The 17,499-nt window shown below is 74.0% G+C and carries 3 protein-coding genes; all 3 read left to right on the top strand.

Going from position 1 to position 17,499, the window contains the following annotated elements; genetic code table 11:
* Positions 1 to 186: 186 nt before the first annotated feature.
* The 3 genes from PGH47_RS02190 to PGH47_RS02180 all read left to right on the top strand — a co-directional run bounded on the left by PGH47_RS02190 (position 187) and on the right by PGH47_RS02180 (position 17,481).
* Complete coding sequence (locus PGH47_RS02190) at positions 187 to 13,809, top strand: type I polyketide synthase (RefSeq protein ID WP_271661950.1); 13,623 nt, start codon at positions 187 to 189, stop codon at positions 13,807 to 13,809.
* Positions 13,810 to 13,870: 61 nt separating this feature from the next.
* Complete coding sequence (locus tag PGH47_RS02185; RefSeq protein ID WP_271661949.1) at positions 13,871 to 16,345, top strand: thioester reductase domain-containing protein; 2,475 nt, start codon at positions 13,871 to 13,873, stop codon at positions 16,343 to 16,345.
* Positions 16,342 to 17,481, top strand: a complete 1,140-nt coding sequence (locus PGH47_RS02180) for an alpha/beta hydrolase (RefSeq protein WP_271661948.1) — start codon at positions 16,342 to 16,344, stop codon at positions 17,479 to 17,481. The genes PGH47_RS02185 and PGH47_RS02180 overlap by 4 nt, the downstream gene beginning before the upstream one ends.
* Positions 17,482 to 17,499: the final 18 nt, after the last annotated feature.

The following is a 17,499-nucleotide window of genomic DNA, read 5'->3' as shown; positions in this document are numbered from 1 at the left end:
GGCGGCATCGGCCCGCCCACCGCGGGCCGGCACCGACGGCCCGCCGGCCGCCCGTCGGCGCATCCGCCCTACGGCCACCCCGACGGTCGTGGCGACGCACGATCCGAGCCCCGCCACGGGTGCACGAGCCCCCGGGCCTCACGGCCGCCCCGCCCTTTGCCCGAATCCACGAGGACACCTGTCTAGATGCCTGCGCACGAGTCCCCGAAGCAGTCCACCGAGCCCTCGCTCACCACTCCGGAGGCCGTGCGGGTCTGGCTGGAGTCGGCCGTCGCCGAGGCGGCCGGGCTGGACCTGCCCGCCGTCGACCCCGACCGGCCGATCGCCGAATTCGGTCTGGGATCACGGCAGTTGGTGACCCTGGCGGCCGAGCTGTCCGCGTCGACCGGCCGCACCCTGGACCCGTCCCTCGTGTTCAACCACCCCACCGTCGCGGCACTCGCGGAGGCGGTGTTCGCCGAGCCGTCCGCGCCCGCCCCCACGCCCGCTCCACCCGGCGGGTCGCCCGGGCAGCCCGACGACGACATCGCCATCATCTCCATGGCCTGCCGTCTCCCCGGCGGCGCCGACGACCCCGAGGGACTGTGGCGGCTGCTGGCCGCGGGCGAGGACGCCGTCACCGAGGTCCCGGCGGGCCGTTGGGACACCCAAGGGCTGCACGACCCCGACCCCGAGGCGACCGGCAAGGCGTACTCCCTGCGCGGCGGCTACGTCTCCGGTATCGATCGTTTCGACGCGGCCTTCTTCGGGATCTCGCCGCGCGAGGCCGCCGCCATGGACCCCCAGCAGAGGCTGCTCCTGACGACCGGCTGGGAGGCGATCGAGCGTGCCGGGATCGTCCCGGAGACGCTCAACGGCAGCTCCACCGGCGTCTACATCGGCCTGTACGACAGCGGCTACCTGGCGTCGGCGGCCCTGGACCAGCTCGACGGGCACGTCGGCACCGGCTCCGCGTCCAGCGTGGCGTCGGGCCGTATCGCCTACACCCTCGGCCTCCAGGGCCCCGCGGTCACCGTCGACACCGCCTGCTCGTCCTCCCTCGTCGCCCTGCATCTGGCGGCGCGGGCCCTCGCGGGCGGTGAGTGCGACCTGGCGCTGGCCGGCGGTGCGACGCTGCTGGTGACGCCGCGCGGGCACGTGGAGTTCAGCAGGCTGCGCGGGCTGTCGCCGTCGGGGCGGTGCAGCCCCTTCTCGACGGACGCCGACGGCGTGGTGTGGGCCGAGGGCTGCGGCATCGTGCTGCTGAAGCGGCTGGCGGAAGCGCGCCGCGACGGCGACCGGGTGCTCGCGGTCGTCAAGGGCTCGGCGATCAACCAGGACGGTCGCAGCCAGGGCCTGAGCGCCCCCAACGGCCCCGCCCAGGAACGCGTGTTGCGTGCCTCCCTCGACGCGGCCGGGCTTCAGCCGCACGACATCGACCACATCGAGGCACACGGCACCGGCACCCCGCTCGGCGACCCCATCGAGGGCCGCGCCCTGTCCGCCGTCTTCGGCCCCGGCCGCCCCGCCGAACGTCCTCTCGGCGTCGGCTCCCTCAAGTCCAACATCGGCCACACCCAGGCCGCCGCGGGCATCGCCGGCGTCATCAAGACCGTACTGGCCCTCCAGCACGAGCGGATACCGGCGTCCCTGCACGCCGGCACCCCGACCGAGCGCATCGACTGGGCGCACAGCGGCCTGCGCGTACTGGACGAGGCTCACGCCTGGACGCGGGACCCCGAGCGGGTCCGCCGCGCCGGCGTCAGCGCGTTCGGGATCAGCGGCACCAACGCCCATGTGGTGCTGGAGGAGGCGCCCGAGGAACAGCCCGGAACGCCCGAGGACCAGCCCGGGACGCCGGAGAACAAGCCCCGGACGCCCGCGGACCTCCCCGGCACGACCCTCTTCCCGCTGTCGGCCCGCACCCTGCCCGCACTGCGGTCCCAGGCCGACCGTCTGCTCCGAACCCTCGAACAGCAGCCGGAGCTGCCGCTCCCGGCGGTGGCCGCGACCCTCGCCCACCACCGCACCCACTTCGAGCACCGCGCCGTAGTCCAGGCGGCCGACCGCGGCGAACTGCTCACCGCGCTGCACGCACTCGCCGAGGGTCGTCCCGACCCCGACCGGACCGCCGGGCCCGAACAGAGCGCTCCGACGGGCAAGTTGGCGTTCGTCTTCCCCGGCCAGGGATCCCAGTGGCCGGGCATGGCACGCGATCTGCTCGACCGCGACCCGGTGTTCGCCGACGAACTCGACCGCTGCGACGCCGCCCTGCGCCCGTTCACCGAATGGTCGGTGACGTCCGTGCTGCGCGGCGACACGGGCGCCCCCGGCCTGGACAGGGTCGACGTCGTCCAGCCGGTGCTGTTCGCCGTGATGGTGTCGCTGGCCGCCGTGTGGCGGGCCCGCGGCATCCGCCCGGACGCCGTCATCGGGCACAGTCAGGGCGAGGTCGCCGCCGCGTGCGTCGCCGGTGCCCTCAGCCTCAACGACGCCGCCGCGGTGGTCGCCCTGCGCAGCCAGGCCCTGACGGAACTGTCCGGCACCGGCACCATGGCCGTCGTCGCCCTGCCGCACACCGACGTCGAGGCACAACTCGCCGCCCACGACGGCAGGATCAGCGTCGCAGCCGTCAACAGCGGCCGCTCGACCGTGATCGCCGGTGCCGTGGACGCGGTCGAAGCGCTGCTCGCCGACCTCGACCGGCAGCAGGTCTTCGTCCGCCGCCTCGACGTCGACTACGCCTCCCACAGCACCCAGGTCGAGACCGTCCGCACCACGATCCTCGACGAACTCGACGGCGTCACCACCTACCCCGCGTCCGTCGCCTGGTACTCCACGGTCACGGGCGAACCGGTCACCGAGGAACTCGAAGCCGACTACTGGTACACCAACCTGCGCGAGCCCGTACGCTTCGCGCCGACCGTCGAGCGCATGGTCGCCGACGGCTACCGCTGCTTCGTCGAACTCGCCCCGCACCCGTCGCTGCTCACCGCCCTGCGCACCGTCGACGACGACCTGATCGCCGTCGGATCGCTGCGCCGGGACGAGGACGGCCCCGCCTGCCTGGACCGCGCCGCCGCCGAACTCCACGTCCACGGACGGCGGATCGACTGGCGCCGCACGGTTCCGCCCGCCACCGGGGCCGACCTGCCGACGTACGCCTGGGACGAGCAGCGCCACTGGATCGAGCCCGCGACCTCCGCCACCGCCCCCGGACTCTTCGACCGCGCCGCACACCCTTTGCTCGGCATCCAGCTCCAGTCGGCGGACGAGACCCGCTGGACCTTCCGCAACGAGTGGTCCCCGGCCACCGCCGACTGGCTGCCCGACCACACCGTCTTCGGCCGGACCGTCGTCTCCGGCACCACCCTGATGGAGCTGTGCCGCGCCGCGCTCGCCGTGGCCCGCCCGGACACCGCCGCCGACGTCACCGGCCTGCTCCTCCTGGCCCCCCTCACGCTGCCCGCCACCGGCACGGTAGAGGTGTCCGTCGAGGTGGTCACCGCGGGGACCGCACCGGAGATCACGGTCCACAGCCGCCCCCGCGGACAGGAGGCGACGGACTGGACCCTGCACGCCACGGCCTCCGCCGCCGACCCCGCCGCAACGCCGGACGACCAGCCACCGAGCTGGCCCGAGACGGCCGAACCGGCCTGGCACGACGACACCTACGAGCGCCTGAACGCGCTCGGACTCGGCTACGGCCCCGCCTTCCAGGGCGTACGCCAGGCCACCGCGACCGCCGACGGAACCCTGCTGGCCCGCCTCGCGCTGCCCTCCGTGGCCCGTGACGCCGCCGACCCCTACCCGGTGCACCCGGCGCTCCTCGACGCCGCCCTCCAGGTGGCCGCCGCCTTCGACGCCACCGATCGACGTGTACTGCTGCCGGTCGCCGTGGCCCGCTGTGTCCTGCCGCCCGGCGACGCGACGGACCTCACCGCCTCCGTACGCCGGACGGACAGCGCCGGAACCGACACCACTGACCTCACCCTGGACGTCACCCTCTGGGATGCCGACGGCTTCCCGGCCGGCCGTCTCGAGGGGGTACGCCTGCGGGCCGTCGACCCGGCCGACCTGAACAGCGCCTCGGAGAACGGGCGCCACCTGTACGAGGTGGCGTGGACGGCCGTCGCGGCCGAGGGCACCGCCGGCGCCGACACGGTCGTACGGTTCTGGCCCTCCGCGAGCTCCGAACCAGCGGCCTCGGCACATGAGTTGGCGGCGCAGGGACTCGCCGAACTGCAGACGCTGATCGCCCTCCCGCCGGGTGAGGCTCCGGCGCGCACTCTCTGGGTCACCCGCGGAGCGGTCGCCGCCGCCGACGGGGACATGATTCCGGGGCTCGCCCAGTCGGTGCTGTGGGGCCTGGCCCGCAGCGCCCGCGCCGAGCACCCGGACCTCGGGCTGACTCTGCTCGACCTCGACCTCGACCTCGACCTCGACTTCGACCTCGACGAAGAACCGCCGGTCCTCTCCATGGCAGCGCAGGACGAGCCGGAACTCGCCCTGCGTGCAGGTCAGTTGCTCGCTCCTCGCCTGGTGCGCGCTCGTCCCGCGCCTCCTGAGAGCCCCAGCCGCATTCCCGTCGACGGCACCGTGCTCATCACAGGGGGCCTCGGCGCGGTCGGCCGCCACATCGCCCGCATGCTCGCGGAGAGCGGTGTCACCCGTCTTCTACTGACGTCCCGTCGGGGCGCCGACGACCCCAGAGCGGCCGACGCCGTCGCCGAACTCGCCGCACTCGGCGCTTCGGCCGAGGTCGCCGCGTGCGACGTGGCCGACGCGGCGGCCCTGGCGGACGTACTGGACCGCGTCGGCGACGACGCACCGCTGCGCGGAGTCGTGCACTGTGCCGGGACCCTCGACGACGGCGTGGTCGCCGAGCTGCGCCCCGACCGCCTCGCACACGTGCTGCGCCCCAAGGTCGACGGCGCCGCTCACCTGCACCGGCTCACCGCCGACCGCCCGCTCGACCTGTTCCTGCTGGTCTCCTCCGCGGCGGGCGTCGTCGGCAACGCGGGACAGGCCAACTACGCGGCCGCCAACGTCTTCCTCGACCAGCTGGCCCACCACCGCCGTGCCCTCGGCCTGCCCGCGGTCTCGGTCTCCTTCGGCGCCTGGGCGGGGGAGGGGCTCGCCGCCGAACACGCCGACCTGGAGCGCATGGCCCGCCTCGGACACCGCGCCCTCACCCCCGACCAGGGCCGGGACCTGACCGCGCTGTCCCTGCGCCGTGACGCCGCCCACCTGGTCGCCTGGGCGCTGGACATGCCCCGGCTGCGGGCCGCCGCCCCGTCCGGCGCGCTATGGCGCTCCCTGCTCCCCGCGGCCCAGCCGGCACGCCCCGGCAGGCACACCCTGGCCGACCGGCTGGCCCGGCTGCCGGAAGCCGAACGTGCCGGGCGCGTCCTCGCCCTGGTGCGTGAGGAGGCCGCCCAGGCGCTCGGTCTGCGCTCGGCGGAGTCCGTCCGCCCGGACCAGCCGCTGCGCGACCTCGGTATGGACTCGGTCACGGCCGTCGACCTGCGCAACCGCATCAGCGCCCGCATCGGCACCAAGCTCCCCGCCACTCTGCTTTTCGACCACCCCACGCCGATTCGCCTGGCCGAACACCTGCTGGGCAGCGTGCTGGCGACAGCGGGCAGTCCGAGCCGCAAGGCCGTCCAGGCGACCGTGGCCTCCTCGGACGAGCCGGTGGCACTCGTCGCCATGGCCTGCCGGCTGCCCGGCGGCGTCGACGACCCGGAGGGCCTGTGGCGGCTGGTCGCGGAAGGCCGGGACGCGGTCGGCCCGTTCCCCGCGGCGCGGTGGGACGTCGAGTCGCTGTACGACCCGGACCCGGACGCGCTCGGCAAGTCCTACGCCCGCGAGGGCGGCTTCCTGGACGACATCGAGTCCTTCGACGCCGGCTTCTTCGGCATCACCCCGAAGGAAGCGGCGGCCATGGACCCGCAGCAGCGCCTGCTGCTGGAGACGGCCTGGGAGTCCCTGGAACGCGCCGGGATCGTGCCCGCCGACCTGGCGGGCAGCACGACCGGCGTCTACGTCGGCATGTTCGGCAGCGACTACCTGTCCGGCACCCGACTCGACCAGCTCGACGGATACGTCGGCACCGGCTCCGCCCTCAGCGTGGCCTCGGGGCGGCTCGCCTACACGCTCGGCCTGAACGGGCCCGCCCTCACAGTCGACACCGCCTGCTCGTCGTCGCTGGTCGCCGTCCATCTGGCGGCGCAGGCGCTGCGCGCGGGCGAGTGCGATCTGGCGCTCGCCGGCGGTGTCACGCTGATGGTCACACCGCAGACCTTCGTCGAGTTCAGCCGGTTGCGGGGACTGTCCCCGACCGGGCGCTGCCGCTCCTTCTCGGACGCCGCCGACGGGGCCGTCTGGGCCGAGGGCGCCGGGATGGTCGTACTGAAGCGACTGAGCGAAGCCCGCCGGGACGGCGATCGGGTCCTGGCCGTACTGCGGGGCACCGCCGTCAACCAGGACGGCCGCAGCCAGGGACTGTCCGCGCCGAACGGGCCCGCGCAGGAGCAGGTGATCCGGCGCGCGCTGGACCGCTCCGGGCTGCGGCCCGACGACATCGACTTCGTCGAGGCGCACGGCACGGGCACGACCCTGGGCGACCCGATCGAGGCGAACGCCCTCACCGAGGTCTTCGGAGCCTCGCGGACCGAGGGACGCCCGCTGTATCTCGGCTCGCTGAAGTCCAACGTCGGTCACACCCAGGCCGCTTCGGGCGTGCTCGGACTCATCAAGGTGGTGCAGTCGCTGCAGCACCGGACCCTGCCGCGCACCCTGCACGCCGACACACCCAGCCGGCACGTCGACTGGGCGGACAGCGGACTGCATCTGCTGCGGGAGCAGGTCCCCTGGCCCGCGTCGGCCGAGCGGATCCGGCGTGCGGGCGTCAGCGCGTTCGGGATCAGCGGCACCAACGCGCATGTGATCGTGGAGGAGGCCGAACCCGCGGCCGGATCGCCGGGTACAGAAGTGCCCCTCGGCAAGCACCTGTTCGTCCTGTCCGGCCGGAGCGAGACCGGACTGCGCGGGCAGGCCGCCGCACTGGCACACGCCCTCGCCGACGACCCCGCCGTCGAAGCATCGGACGTCGCCTACACGCTGGCCCGTCACCGCAGCCACTTCGATCGCCGCGCGGCCGTCGTGGCCGAGGACCGGGACGAACTGCGTTCCGTGCTGGGCGAGTTGGCTGCCGGACGCATCCCGCTGCCGCAGCACCGTGAGGAGCAGGCGGGCAAGGTCGCCTTCGTCTACTCCGGACACGGCGGCCAGTGGCCCGGCATGGGGCTCGACCTGATGGGGGAGTCGGAGGCGTTCGGTGAGGAGCTGACGCGGATCGACGAAGCCGTACAGCGGCACGTCGGCTGGTCCGTGCTCAACGCGCTGCGGGCGCCCGAGGAGTTCTCCCCGCTGGAGCGCACCGAGTACCTGCAACCGACCCTGTTCGCCGTGAACGCGGCGCTGACGACCGCGTGGCGCTCGCTCGGCGTCACCCCGGACGCCGTGGTCGGGCACAGCCTGGGCGAGATCGCCGCCGCGTACAGTGCCGGCGCGCTCACCCTGGACGACGCCGTCGCCGTGGTGACCGGCCGTGCCCAGGCTGTCGTACCCGTCGCGGGCAAGGGCGGCATGCTGTCCCTCAACCTGCCGCGTCCCCGGGTGGAGGAACTCCTCGCCCCGTACGCCGGCCGGCTGTTCGTCGCCGCCGTCAACAGCCCCCACTCGACGGCGGTTTCGGGTGACGCCGACGCTCTTGCCGACCTGCGCCGCGGTCTCGACGAGCAGGGCATCGAGGCCCGCTCGCTGTCGACGCCGTTCGCCTCGCACACCCCACTGATGGCCCCGCTGCGCGACGAACTCCTCGACCGACTCTCCGGCGTCCACGGCACCCCGGCCCCCACCCCGATGTACTCGACGGTGCTGGCCGAACCGGTGCCGGGCGATCGCCTGGACCCCGCGTACTGGTACGCCAACCTCGGCGAACCCGTGCGCTTCGCGGACACCGTGCGCCGCATGCTGGACGACGGCTACCGCTACTTCGTCGAACTCAGCCCGCACCCCTCGCTCGGCTCGTCCGTCGAGGCGGTGGCGGCCGACGCCGGAGTCGACGCGGTGAGCATCGGCTCGCTGCGCCGCCACCGGGGCGGCAGCGACGTACTGCTCGGCAGGCTGCGGGAGTTGTACACGGCGGGCCACACCCCCGAGTGGCCGACATTGTTCCCGGCCGGCCGCCGCGTCGACCTGCCGACCTACGCCTTCGCCCGCGAACGGCACTGGCTAGCCCCCGCCCCGGCCACCGCGACCGGTTCCTCCCCGCTCCTGGGTACGCATGTCGAGGCCAGCGACGAGGCCGACCGGCACCTGTTCCAGAGCGAGGTGGACCTGCGCGACAGCCGCTTCGCCTATCTGACCGACCACCGCGTCACCGGCGAGGTCTGGCTGCCCGGCGCCGCCTTCCTCGGCATGGCGCTGGAGGCCGCGTCCGCGGTACAGGACGGCGGTGACGTACGGCTCGCCGACGTCGGGTTCCTCCAGCCGCTGCGCCTGGACGAGTCCCGGCCGACGCGCCTCCAACTGGTCCTGCGCCCAGCCGTCGACGGCGCACGGGACTTCACCATCGCCTCGGCACCGGCCGCCGGCGAACGCTCCGCGACCTGGGAACGCCACGTCACCGGCCGCATCACGACCGGTCCCGCCACCGCCGCAGAGCCGACCGAGCCGCTGTCCACCCTGCGGGAACGCTGCACCGAGCAGGTCGACCTGCCCGCCGTGTACGGCGCGCTCGCGTCCCTCGGCATCGAGTACGGCCCCGCCTTCCGCGGCCTGGAGTCGGGCCACCGCACCCGGTCCACCGGCCTCGCCCGGCTCGCCGACACGCCCGCCGCCGGCCATCTGCTCCACCCGGCCGTCCTCGACGCCGCCTTCCACACGGCCGCGCTGCCCGGCGACGCGCCCCAGGGAAGGGCGTTCGTGCCCGCCGGAGTCGGCCGCCTCCGCCACACGGGGCTGCGCACCACCCCCGTGTGGGTGGCATGCGAGCTGCGGTCCGCGTCCGGAGACGGCGCGACACTCGACCTTCGCCTGTACGACGACAACGACCGACTGATCCTGGAGGCGGAGGAGTTCCGGCTGGCCGCCCTCTCCCCGCTGGACGGAGCGCTCTTCGAGACCCGCTGGCGATCCCGGCCCGTCGCCGACGAACCGCCCGCGCAGGGAAGTTGGCTGATCCTGGCCGACGAGTCCGGCACGGCGGCCGAACTGGTCGAGCGGCTGGGTACCTCAGTGCCGTACGTGATCGCCCGCCGCGGCGAGTCGTTCGCCGCCGAGGGCCCCGGGCACTACGTCCTCGACCCGGCCGACCCGGCCCACCTGGCCCGCCTTCTCGACGAGGCCTTCGCGAGCGAACCGCCCGCGCGGATCGTGCAGATGACAGCCCTGGACGCGCCCGCCGTCGAGGACGACCGCACGGCCGAGGAAGCCGCCCGGCTCTGCTGCCTGAGCACCCTGCACCTGGTACGCACCCTCGCCGACCGCACACAGAGCGCGGCACCCAGGCTCTTCGTCGTCGTACGCGGCAGCCAGGCGGCCGGCGACAGCACGCAGGTGACGCACCCCCAGCAGGCGCTCGGCTGGGGCTTCGGCCTCGCGGTGGCGCAGGAGTACCCGGAGCTCAGGACCACCCTCGTCGACCTCCCGCCGACGGGCGGCGCCGACGCCCTGTGGAACCAGCTCCGGCACGCGGACGACGAACGGCTCGTGGCCCTGCGCGGAACCGAGCGCCTGGTGCCCCGCCTGACCCGCACCCGCCCCGACGACGCCGGACACGGCACGACCTCCCCCGACGGGGCGTACCTGATCACCGGTGGTCTGGGCGGTCTCGGCCGCGTCGTCGCCGAGCGACTGGTCCGCCGGGGCGCCCGACGGCTGGCCCTGATGAGCCGCGGGGCGCCGGACGCCGACGCCCGGGACTGGATCCGGCAGTTCGAGGCGCGGGGCGTGACCGTGCACCTGGCCCGCGCCGATGTCGCCGACCGGGCCGGCCTGACGGCGGCTCTGGACGCGGTACGCCAGGAACTCGGCCCCATCACCGGGGTCGTGCACGCGGCCGGTGTCCTGGACGACGCCACCATCGCCAACCTGACCGACGAGCGCGTTCTGCGCGTCCTCGCCCCCAAGGTCCTGGGCGCCGCCCTGCTCACCGAACTGACCCCGGACGCGGCCGACTTCGTCCTGTTCGCCTCGGCGGCCGGTCTGCTCGGGTCGGCCGGACAGAGCCCGTACTCGGCGGCCAACGCCTTCCTCGACGCCTGGGCACACCATCTGTCCCGCACGGACCGGCGGGCGCTCAGCCTGGACTGGGGTGCCTGGTCGGGCGTCGGCATGGTGTCCGAGTCCGGCGCCCGCGAGGCCGAGACCGCCCGCTCCGGCCTGGTCGCGTTCTCCGCGCAGGACGGCGGCGAGCTCTTCGAGCGGGTGCTCACCACGGCCCGCCGCCAGCTCGCACCGCTCGCCCTGGACTGGGAGATGCTGGCCCTCGATCCCGACGCCGCCCGCACCCGCCCGATCCTGGCCGACCTGGTCACCGTCCCGACCGGCACGCCCGGCACGGACGAACTGGTCAGGAAGGTGTTCGCGGCGACGTCCGACACCGAGCGGACCGCACGCCTGGAGGCATACGTGCGCGCCAGGGTCGGCGAGGTCTCCGGCGGCGCCGTCCAGGTGTCCGCGACCACCGCCCTGAAGGAACTCGGCCTCGACTCCCTCATGCTGGTGCGGCTGCGCAACGCCTTCGCCCGCGAGCTCGGCGTCGAACTCCCGGCGGCCACCGTGTTCTCGGCCGCCGACATCCGCGGCCTGGCACAGGCCCTCGGCACCGCGCTGCCGGAACGGGAGACGGCTGCCGCCGCCGAGCCGGAGCGCGTCACCGAGGTCCCCGACACCGAGACGCACCCCGCCACCCGCGACGTCGTACGACTCCTGCGCAGCGCCCAGCCCGCCATGCCCGACGCGGCCCACGCCGTCGGCCTGGCCGTACGTCTGACCACGCCGACCACCCGCGAGACGCTCACCGGAATCCTCACCCGCCTCACCGCCCGGCACGCGGCCCTGCGCACCGCCATCGTGCCCGCCGCCCAGGGTGGCCGGGAGCTGCGAGTGGACCGCGCCCTGCCGGAGCCGCCGCTGCGCTGGACGGTCGTCCCGGACGGCACCCCGCTCGACGCCGCCGAGGGACTGCGCGAGCTCCTGGAGCCGGCGTTCGACCTCGCCGCCGCGCCGCTGTGGCGATTCGAGCTGCTGGACGGAGGCGAGCGCGGGCAGCTCCTGGTCTACGGCGCCCACCACGCCGTCAGCGACCTCCAGTCGCTGCTGCTGGTGGCCGGCGAGATCGACGCCGAGCTGTCCGGCGCCACGCTCGACGACACGGTCAGCAACCGTGACGTCCGCCTGCTGATCGAGGCCCAGCGGACCGGCGAGCAGGCCGACGCGAGCACCGACGCCGCCGATTGGCGCGCGGCGTTCCAGGGCAGCGCACGCCTCGACCTGACCCTGAGCCGACCGCGCCCGCAGGCCCGGACGTATCGTGCCGGCAGCGTCACCGTGGCGATCCCCGACGGGCTCATGAACCGCATCTCGGCCGCCGCGAGCCGCCTGGCCGTGACGCCCGCCGCGTTCTGCCTGGGCACCCTGACCGTCCTGCTTGCCAGGAAGCGCGAGCGTGAACGCTTCGTCCTCGCCGTGCCCGTGGACACCCGCATCCACGCCGACGCCTACGACGCGCTGGGCTTCTACGGCGTGCCCGTGCCCTTCCCCGCCGAGGCGGGCGCGGAGGAGCGCGTCGAGGAGGTGCTGCGGCGCACCGACGGCCGACTGGAGAGGGTGCTGGCCAAGGGCGCGATGTTCTCCGACGTGCTGCCGGTGCTGGCCCGCGGGGGCCTGTACCGGCCGAACGCACCGCTGGTGGAGGTGTACTTCAACTACGTCCGCGCCGCCCGCGGGCTCACCGCCCTGGAGGTGCTGCCGGCCGGGACCGGCTACTCCGACCTCGACCTGATGATCACCATGACCCCGGACGCCGGCCGGATCCGCCTCGACCACAACCTCGACATCCTGGACGGGGCGACGGCCACCGCGCTGGGCGAGGAACTGCTGCGTCTGCTCGCGGAGACGGCGGAGGACCCGTCGGGCCCCGTGCGCACGGCACCGACCCCCGCCGTGAGCCACTCACTCGCCCTCGCCGCCACCTTCGCCCTCGGCAACCTGCCGCTGATGTGCGAGACGGCGGTCGACGCCTCGGCGGACGACGGCAGCGTCACGACCGTCGCCGAGGCGCCGTACCACCACGTCCTGCCCGCCCTGCGCGACCCGTCCGGAGTCTTCGCCGACCCGGCCACGACCACGGGCGTCGTCCTGCTGCGGGCGACGGACCTGCAACGCTTCGGCCCGCTCGACGACCCGCTGTTGGCCGAACTGCGCACCGCCTACCTCGCCGCACTGCGCGCGGTCGCCGAGAACACCCGCAAACCGCTGATCGTCGGCTTTCTGCCCGCAGTTCGGACGGAGGACCGGCTCAGCCGTTGGGAACAGGAGGTCGCCGCCGAGCTGGCCGACGTGCCCGGCATCGCCGTCGTCGGCCCCGACGAGTGGACCCGGCACCATCCCGTCGAGGAACCCTTCGACGAGCGCACCGAAGCCATGGCCCACCTCCCGTTCACCCCGCCCTTCCAGGCGGCCGTCGCCCTCCGCCTCGCCGAGCTCGTCCGGGCCGTACGACGCCCCGCACCGAAGGTGATCGCCGTCGACGGCGACGAGACCCTGTGGGGCGGCGTGGCCGGCGAGATCGGCCCGGACGCCGTGGACCTGACCGGCCCGCGGGCCCTGCTGGCACGCCGGCTGCTCCAGTGGCGCACGGCGGGCGCGCTGCTGGTACTGGTCAGCAACAACGACGAGGACACCGTCCGCGCCGTACTCGACCGCCCGGACAGCCTGCTGAAGGCGGAGCACTTCAGCGTGCTCTCGGCCGCCTGGGGTCCGAAGCCGACCCGCCTCGCCGAGGCGGCGCACACGCTCAACCTCGGCCTGGACAGCTTCCTCTTCCTCGATGACAACCCGGCCGAGATCGCCAAGATGCGTGCCGCACTGCCGCAGGTGCTGTCGGTGACCTGCCCGGCGGCCGGCGAACTGCCCGCGTTCCTCGGCAGGTTGTGGCCGCTGGTGCCCGCCGCGGCGACGGCCGAGGACGCGCTGCGGGCGCGGTTCTACGCACAGGAACGCGAGCGGGACATCGTCCGCGAGCAGGCCGGCTTCGAGGAGTTCCTGGCCCAGCTGGAACTGGAGGTCGACGTCCGGGCCCTGTCCGACGCCGACGTGCAGCGGGCCGAGCAACTCGTGCGCCGCACCAACCAGTTCACCCTGCGCGCCCGCTCCGCCGACGGCGGCGACGTCGCCCGCTGGCGCGAACACGGCGAGGTCTGGACGGCGTCGGCCCGCGACCGCTTCGGCGACTACGGCCAGATCGGCCTGCTCGCCGTGCGCCGCGAGGGCGACCAGCTCGACGTCCTGGCCTGGCTGATGAGCTGTCGAGCACTCGGCCGGGGCGTCGAGGAACGCCTGCTGCAGTGGCTCGCCGACCGGGCCGACGAACTGCACTGCACCAAGATCCGGCTGACGGCGGAGCGCACCCCGCGCAACACCCCGGCCCGCCGCGTGATTTCGGCACTGGGCGGCGGCGATCAGGACGACGACCACCTGGAGACGGTGGTCACGCCGGAGTACCTGAGGACGTTCCGCTCGTGGCGGCGGCAATGACGGTCCCGGTATCCGCGGACCACGGCGACGAAAGGGCAAGGCAACACGGTGAAGGGCTCTCATGCGTGAGGTGAACGAGAACGCGTCGGCGACCGCCGACCAGCGGGCGACCGCGGAGGCGATCGAACGGGGCGGCGTCGGTCTGACGGTGTCGGACCTGCTGGCCAGGGTCACGGGAGCAGGGGAGGCACCGACGCGGTCGGCCGAGGTTGCCGGCTCGACCGAGGCGCTCGTGGGGTCGCGCGAGGTCACCCGCTCGGCCGAGGCGCCCGTCGGTTCGGCCGGAACGCCTCCCAGGGGCGAGCAGCCCGAGAGGCCGGATGCCGCGGCCCTTTCGACGCCCGACCACCCCGTGGTCCCGAGCGTGCCCTCCCCGGCCCGGCAACACGACCTGGGCGAACTCGCCGCCGCCATCGCGACCGTCGCCGGCCGCTACGTGCCCGCCGGGCAACTGGCCCCCGACGCCGACTTCTTCGACGCCGGAGGCACCTCCGTGAGCGCCGTGGAGCTGGTCTCCGCGCTGGAGGACGAGCTCGGTGTGGCGGTCGACCTGGACGAGGTGTTCGCCGATGCCCGGCCGGTCGCCCTGGCCAGGCACCGGCTGTCCGGTACGGCAGCGCCGATCGCCGTACCGGAAACGCCCGTTCCCGCCGCGCTGCCCGCAGTGGTCCGCCCCGCGCAGGTCGGCGCCCCGTCCGACGCCACGGCCCGCCCCGAGGACCTCGGCCAGATCCTGGCCGACCTGGCGCTCGCCGACCGCCTCCCCTTCGTCGCCTCGCCCGAGCCGCTGCCGCCCAGCCGCATCCTGCTGACCGGAGCCACCGGCTTCCTCGGCAGCCATATGCTCCTGGACCTGCTGCGCCACAGCGACGCGCACGTCTACTGCCTGGTCCGGGCCGCCGACGAGGAGGCGGCCGTGGCCCGGCTCGGCGAAGCGCTCAAGAGCTACGCGCTGCCGTGGTCCTCGGAGGTCCGCCGCCGCGTCACCGTGCTCCCCGGCGACATCCGCCAACCCCACCTGGGCCTGTCCGACGAGGTCTGGAACACCCTCACCCACGAACTCGACAGCGTCGTGTCCGTCGCCGCCGCCGTGGACTTCCTGCGGGGCTACCAGTCACTGCGCACCAGCAACGTCCTCGGCGCCCTCACCCTGGCCGAACTCGCCGCGACCGGACGCCCCAAGCCGCTGCACCACATCTCCTCCATCGCCGTGTTCAACGAGGTCGGCATCCCCTCCATGGGCGAGGACGACCCCCTCGCCCACATCGACCGCCTCATCGCGGGCTACGACCAGACCAAGTGGGCCGCCGAGGTCGCCCTGCGCCGCGCCCGCGACCACGGTCTGATCGTCACGGCGATGCGCCCCGGCGGCATCGGCGGCCACACCAGGACCGGCGCCTACAACGCCCAGGACCTCAGCTCCGGCCTCATCTCGGCCTTCGGGCGCTTCCGTACAGTCCCCGCCTTCCGCTACCTCAACGCCGCCCCCGTCGACTGGGTCAGCCGCGTCGCGGTCGCCGTCGTGTGCGAGCCGGACGCCTGGGGCTTCGACTACAACCTCACCGGCGTCCCCAACACCCTCGACGACGTCGTAAGGGACATGGCGTTCGGCGGCATGCACGTGCGCGTGCAGGACTGGGACGAGTGGCGGGTCGACGCCCTGGCCCGTCTGGAGGCCGACCCGATTCCCGAACTGAACTTCCTCAGCCGTGTGTTGCAGAGCCCCACCGCGCTGAAGCTGTGCGAGGCCACCCTCAAGGGCCCGGCCGCCGTCGCCGACCGCACCGACGCCCTCGTCGAGGCACTCGGTCTGCCGCCCGCCGTCCGCTACGACGCCCGCGCCCAGCTGAAGACGTTCGAGCGGCTCGCCGGCGACGGCCTGGCCCGCCTCCCGCACAAGGACGACCAGCCCTACCTGTGGTTCACCGAGACCACCCGGGGCGGCGTCGGCCCCGTCGACGGCAGCCCCGACACTCCCTGCTCGATGTCCCTCACCCTCTCCATCGCGAGCATGCACCAGCTCGTGACCGACCGCCGCGTCGACGTTCGCGGCGAGGTCACCTGCCCGGCCCTGCACCCCGAGCCGCTGACCGTGGCACGCGGCGACATCTGGATCCGCCCCGAGGAGGGCATCCCGCAGCGCCACGGCCTGCGCCATCAACTCCTTCGATATCGACTGGAGTTGACGGACTCCGACGGCGGCCGCTGGTGGCTGGAGGGCCACAAGTACGCGCGGGCCCGCCGTGACGTCTGGCGCCAGACCCGCGCCCTGACCGTGGAGATCGGCCGCGAGGGGGAACCGGCGAGCCTGGCCGGGGAGGTCGTCGTCCCCGCGGACTCCTACGTACGGGACCAGATCGACGGCATCAAGGTCGACCCGCGCCTGACCGGCCAGGAGAAGCGCGCCGCCAAGCTCACCTGGCTCGCCTGGTTCGGCCTGGAGATGGGCCGCGGACTGGTCGGCCCCTTCGCCCGTGCCGCCGCCGACCTGCTCGACCTGCGCCGCACCCAGACCCCCACGGAGCAGCACCGATGATCTTCCGCACGACGAACCCCAGGGCCACCCGGCCCGCCCTGCGCAAGGTCAGGTCCACCACCGCCCTGCGCCCGCTGCGCCACCGGCTCGACCCGGCGAAGGTCGAGGAGATCCCGTTCCGCGCGAGCGACGGCGTACGCCTCGGCCTGACCCGTGTCGACCCCGGCGACCGCGACCGCCCCGCCGTCCTGCTCCTGCACGGGCACACCGCCTCGGCCGACATGTTCCTGCTGCCCGAGACCCGCAATCTGGTCGACGTACTCCTCGACGACGGCTACGAACCCTGGCTGCTCGACTGGCGCGGCAGCTGCCGGCTGCCGTACAACGAGACCGGCGGCCGCTACACCTACGACGACGTCGCCCTCTACGACATCCCCGAGGCCGTCGCCCACATCCGCGCCCGCATCGGCGACCGCCCCCTGTTCGTGGTCGCCCACTGCATCGGCTCCCTCACCCTCTCCCTGAGCATGACGGCGGGGCTGGTGCCCGGCCTCGCGGGCGTGGTGTCCCAGGGCGTCTTCCTCACGCCGAAGCTCGCGGGCCGCACCTCCCTGAGCATGACCCTGGCCGGGGAACTGCTGAAGTCCCGCATCGACCACATCCCCGTCGACTTCCGCAAGGTCGGCCTGTGGTCGAGGTACACCCCGCTGTTCGCGCTGGCCTCCCGCAAGGCGAGCTGCCCGGACCCCACCTGCCAGATCCTGCACAACTCGGCCTGGGGAACCGGCGCCTCCCTCTTCGTCCACGAGCACCTGACCGACACCACCCACGGCAGGCTCGCCGAACTCCTCGGCCCCGCCCCGCTGTGGATCCTGCCGCACCTGCGCCGCATCGAACTGGCCCGCACCGTCGTCCGCTGGCACGACACCGACCACCGCTACCGGGCGCTGCCGCAGAACGCCCTGGACGCGGCGGCCCGTATCGACACCCCCGTGCTGCTCCTGGCCGGCAGCGAGAACGGCCTGTGGCTCGACTCCCAGAAGCTGTGCCACGACGTCCTCGCCCGCCGCCGGCCCGAGCTGGACGTCACGTACACCGAGATCCCCGGCTACGGCCACCTGGACACGTTCCTCGGCAGGGGAGCGGCGCTCGACGTGTTCGGTCACATCCTCGATTTCCTGGGCGAACGGCGATGACGGCGGCCCGGTCGGCCG

It is taken from the genome of Streptomyces sp. HUAS 31 (genome assembly GCF_028198125.1).
GTDB classification, from domain to species: Bacteria; Actinomycetota; Actinomycetes; order Streptomycetales; family Streptomycetaceae; genus Streptomyces; species Streptomyces chartreusis.
The sequence above is the reverse complement of the archived record's forward strand: the minus strand, read 5'-3'. Positions and strand labels throughout refer to the sequence as shown.

Excerpts from the sequence above, each read along its gene's own strand:
- PGH47_RS02185 (WP_271661949.1), top strand. The coding sequence starts at position 13,871 with ATGCGTGAGGTGAACGAGAACGCGTCGGCGACCGCCGACCAGCGGGCG.
- PGH47_RS02180 (WP_271661948.1), top strand. The coding sequence starts at position 16,342 with ATGATCTTCCGCACGACGAACCCCAGGGCCACCCGGCCCGCCCTGCGC.
- PGH47_RS02190 (WP_271661950.1), top strand. The coding sequence starts at position 187 with ATGCCTGCGCACGAGTCCCCGAAGCAGTCCACCGAGCCCTCGCTCACC.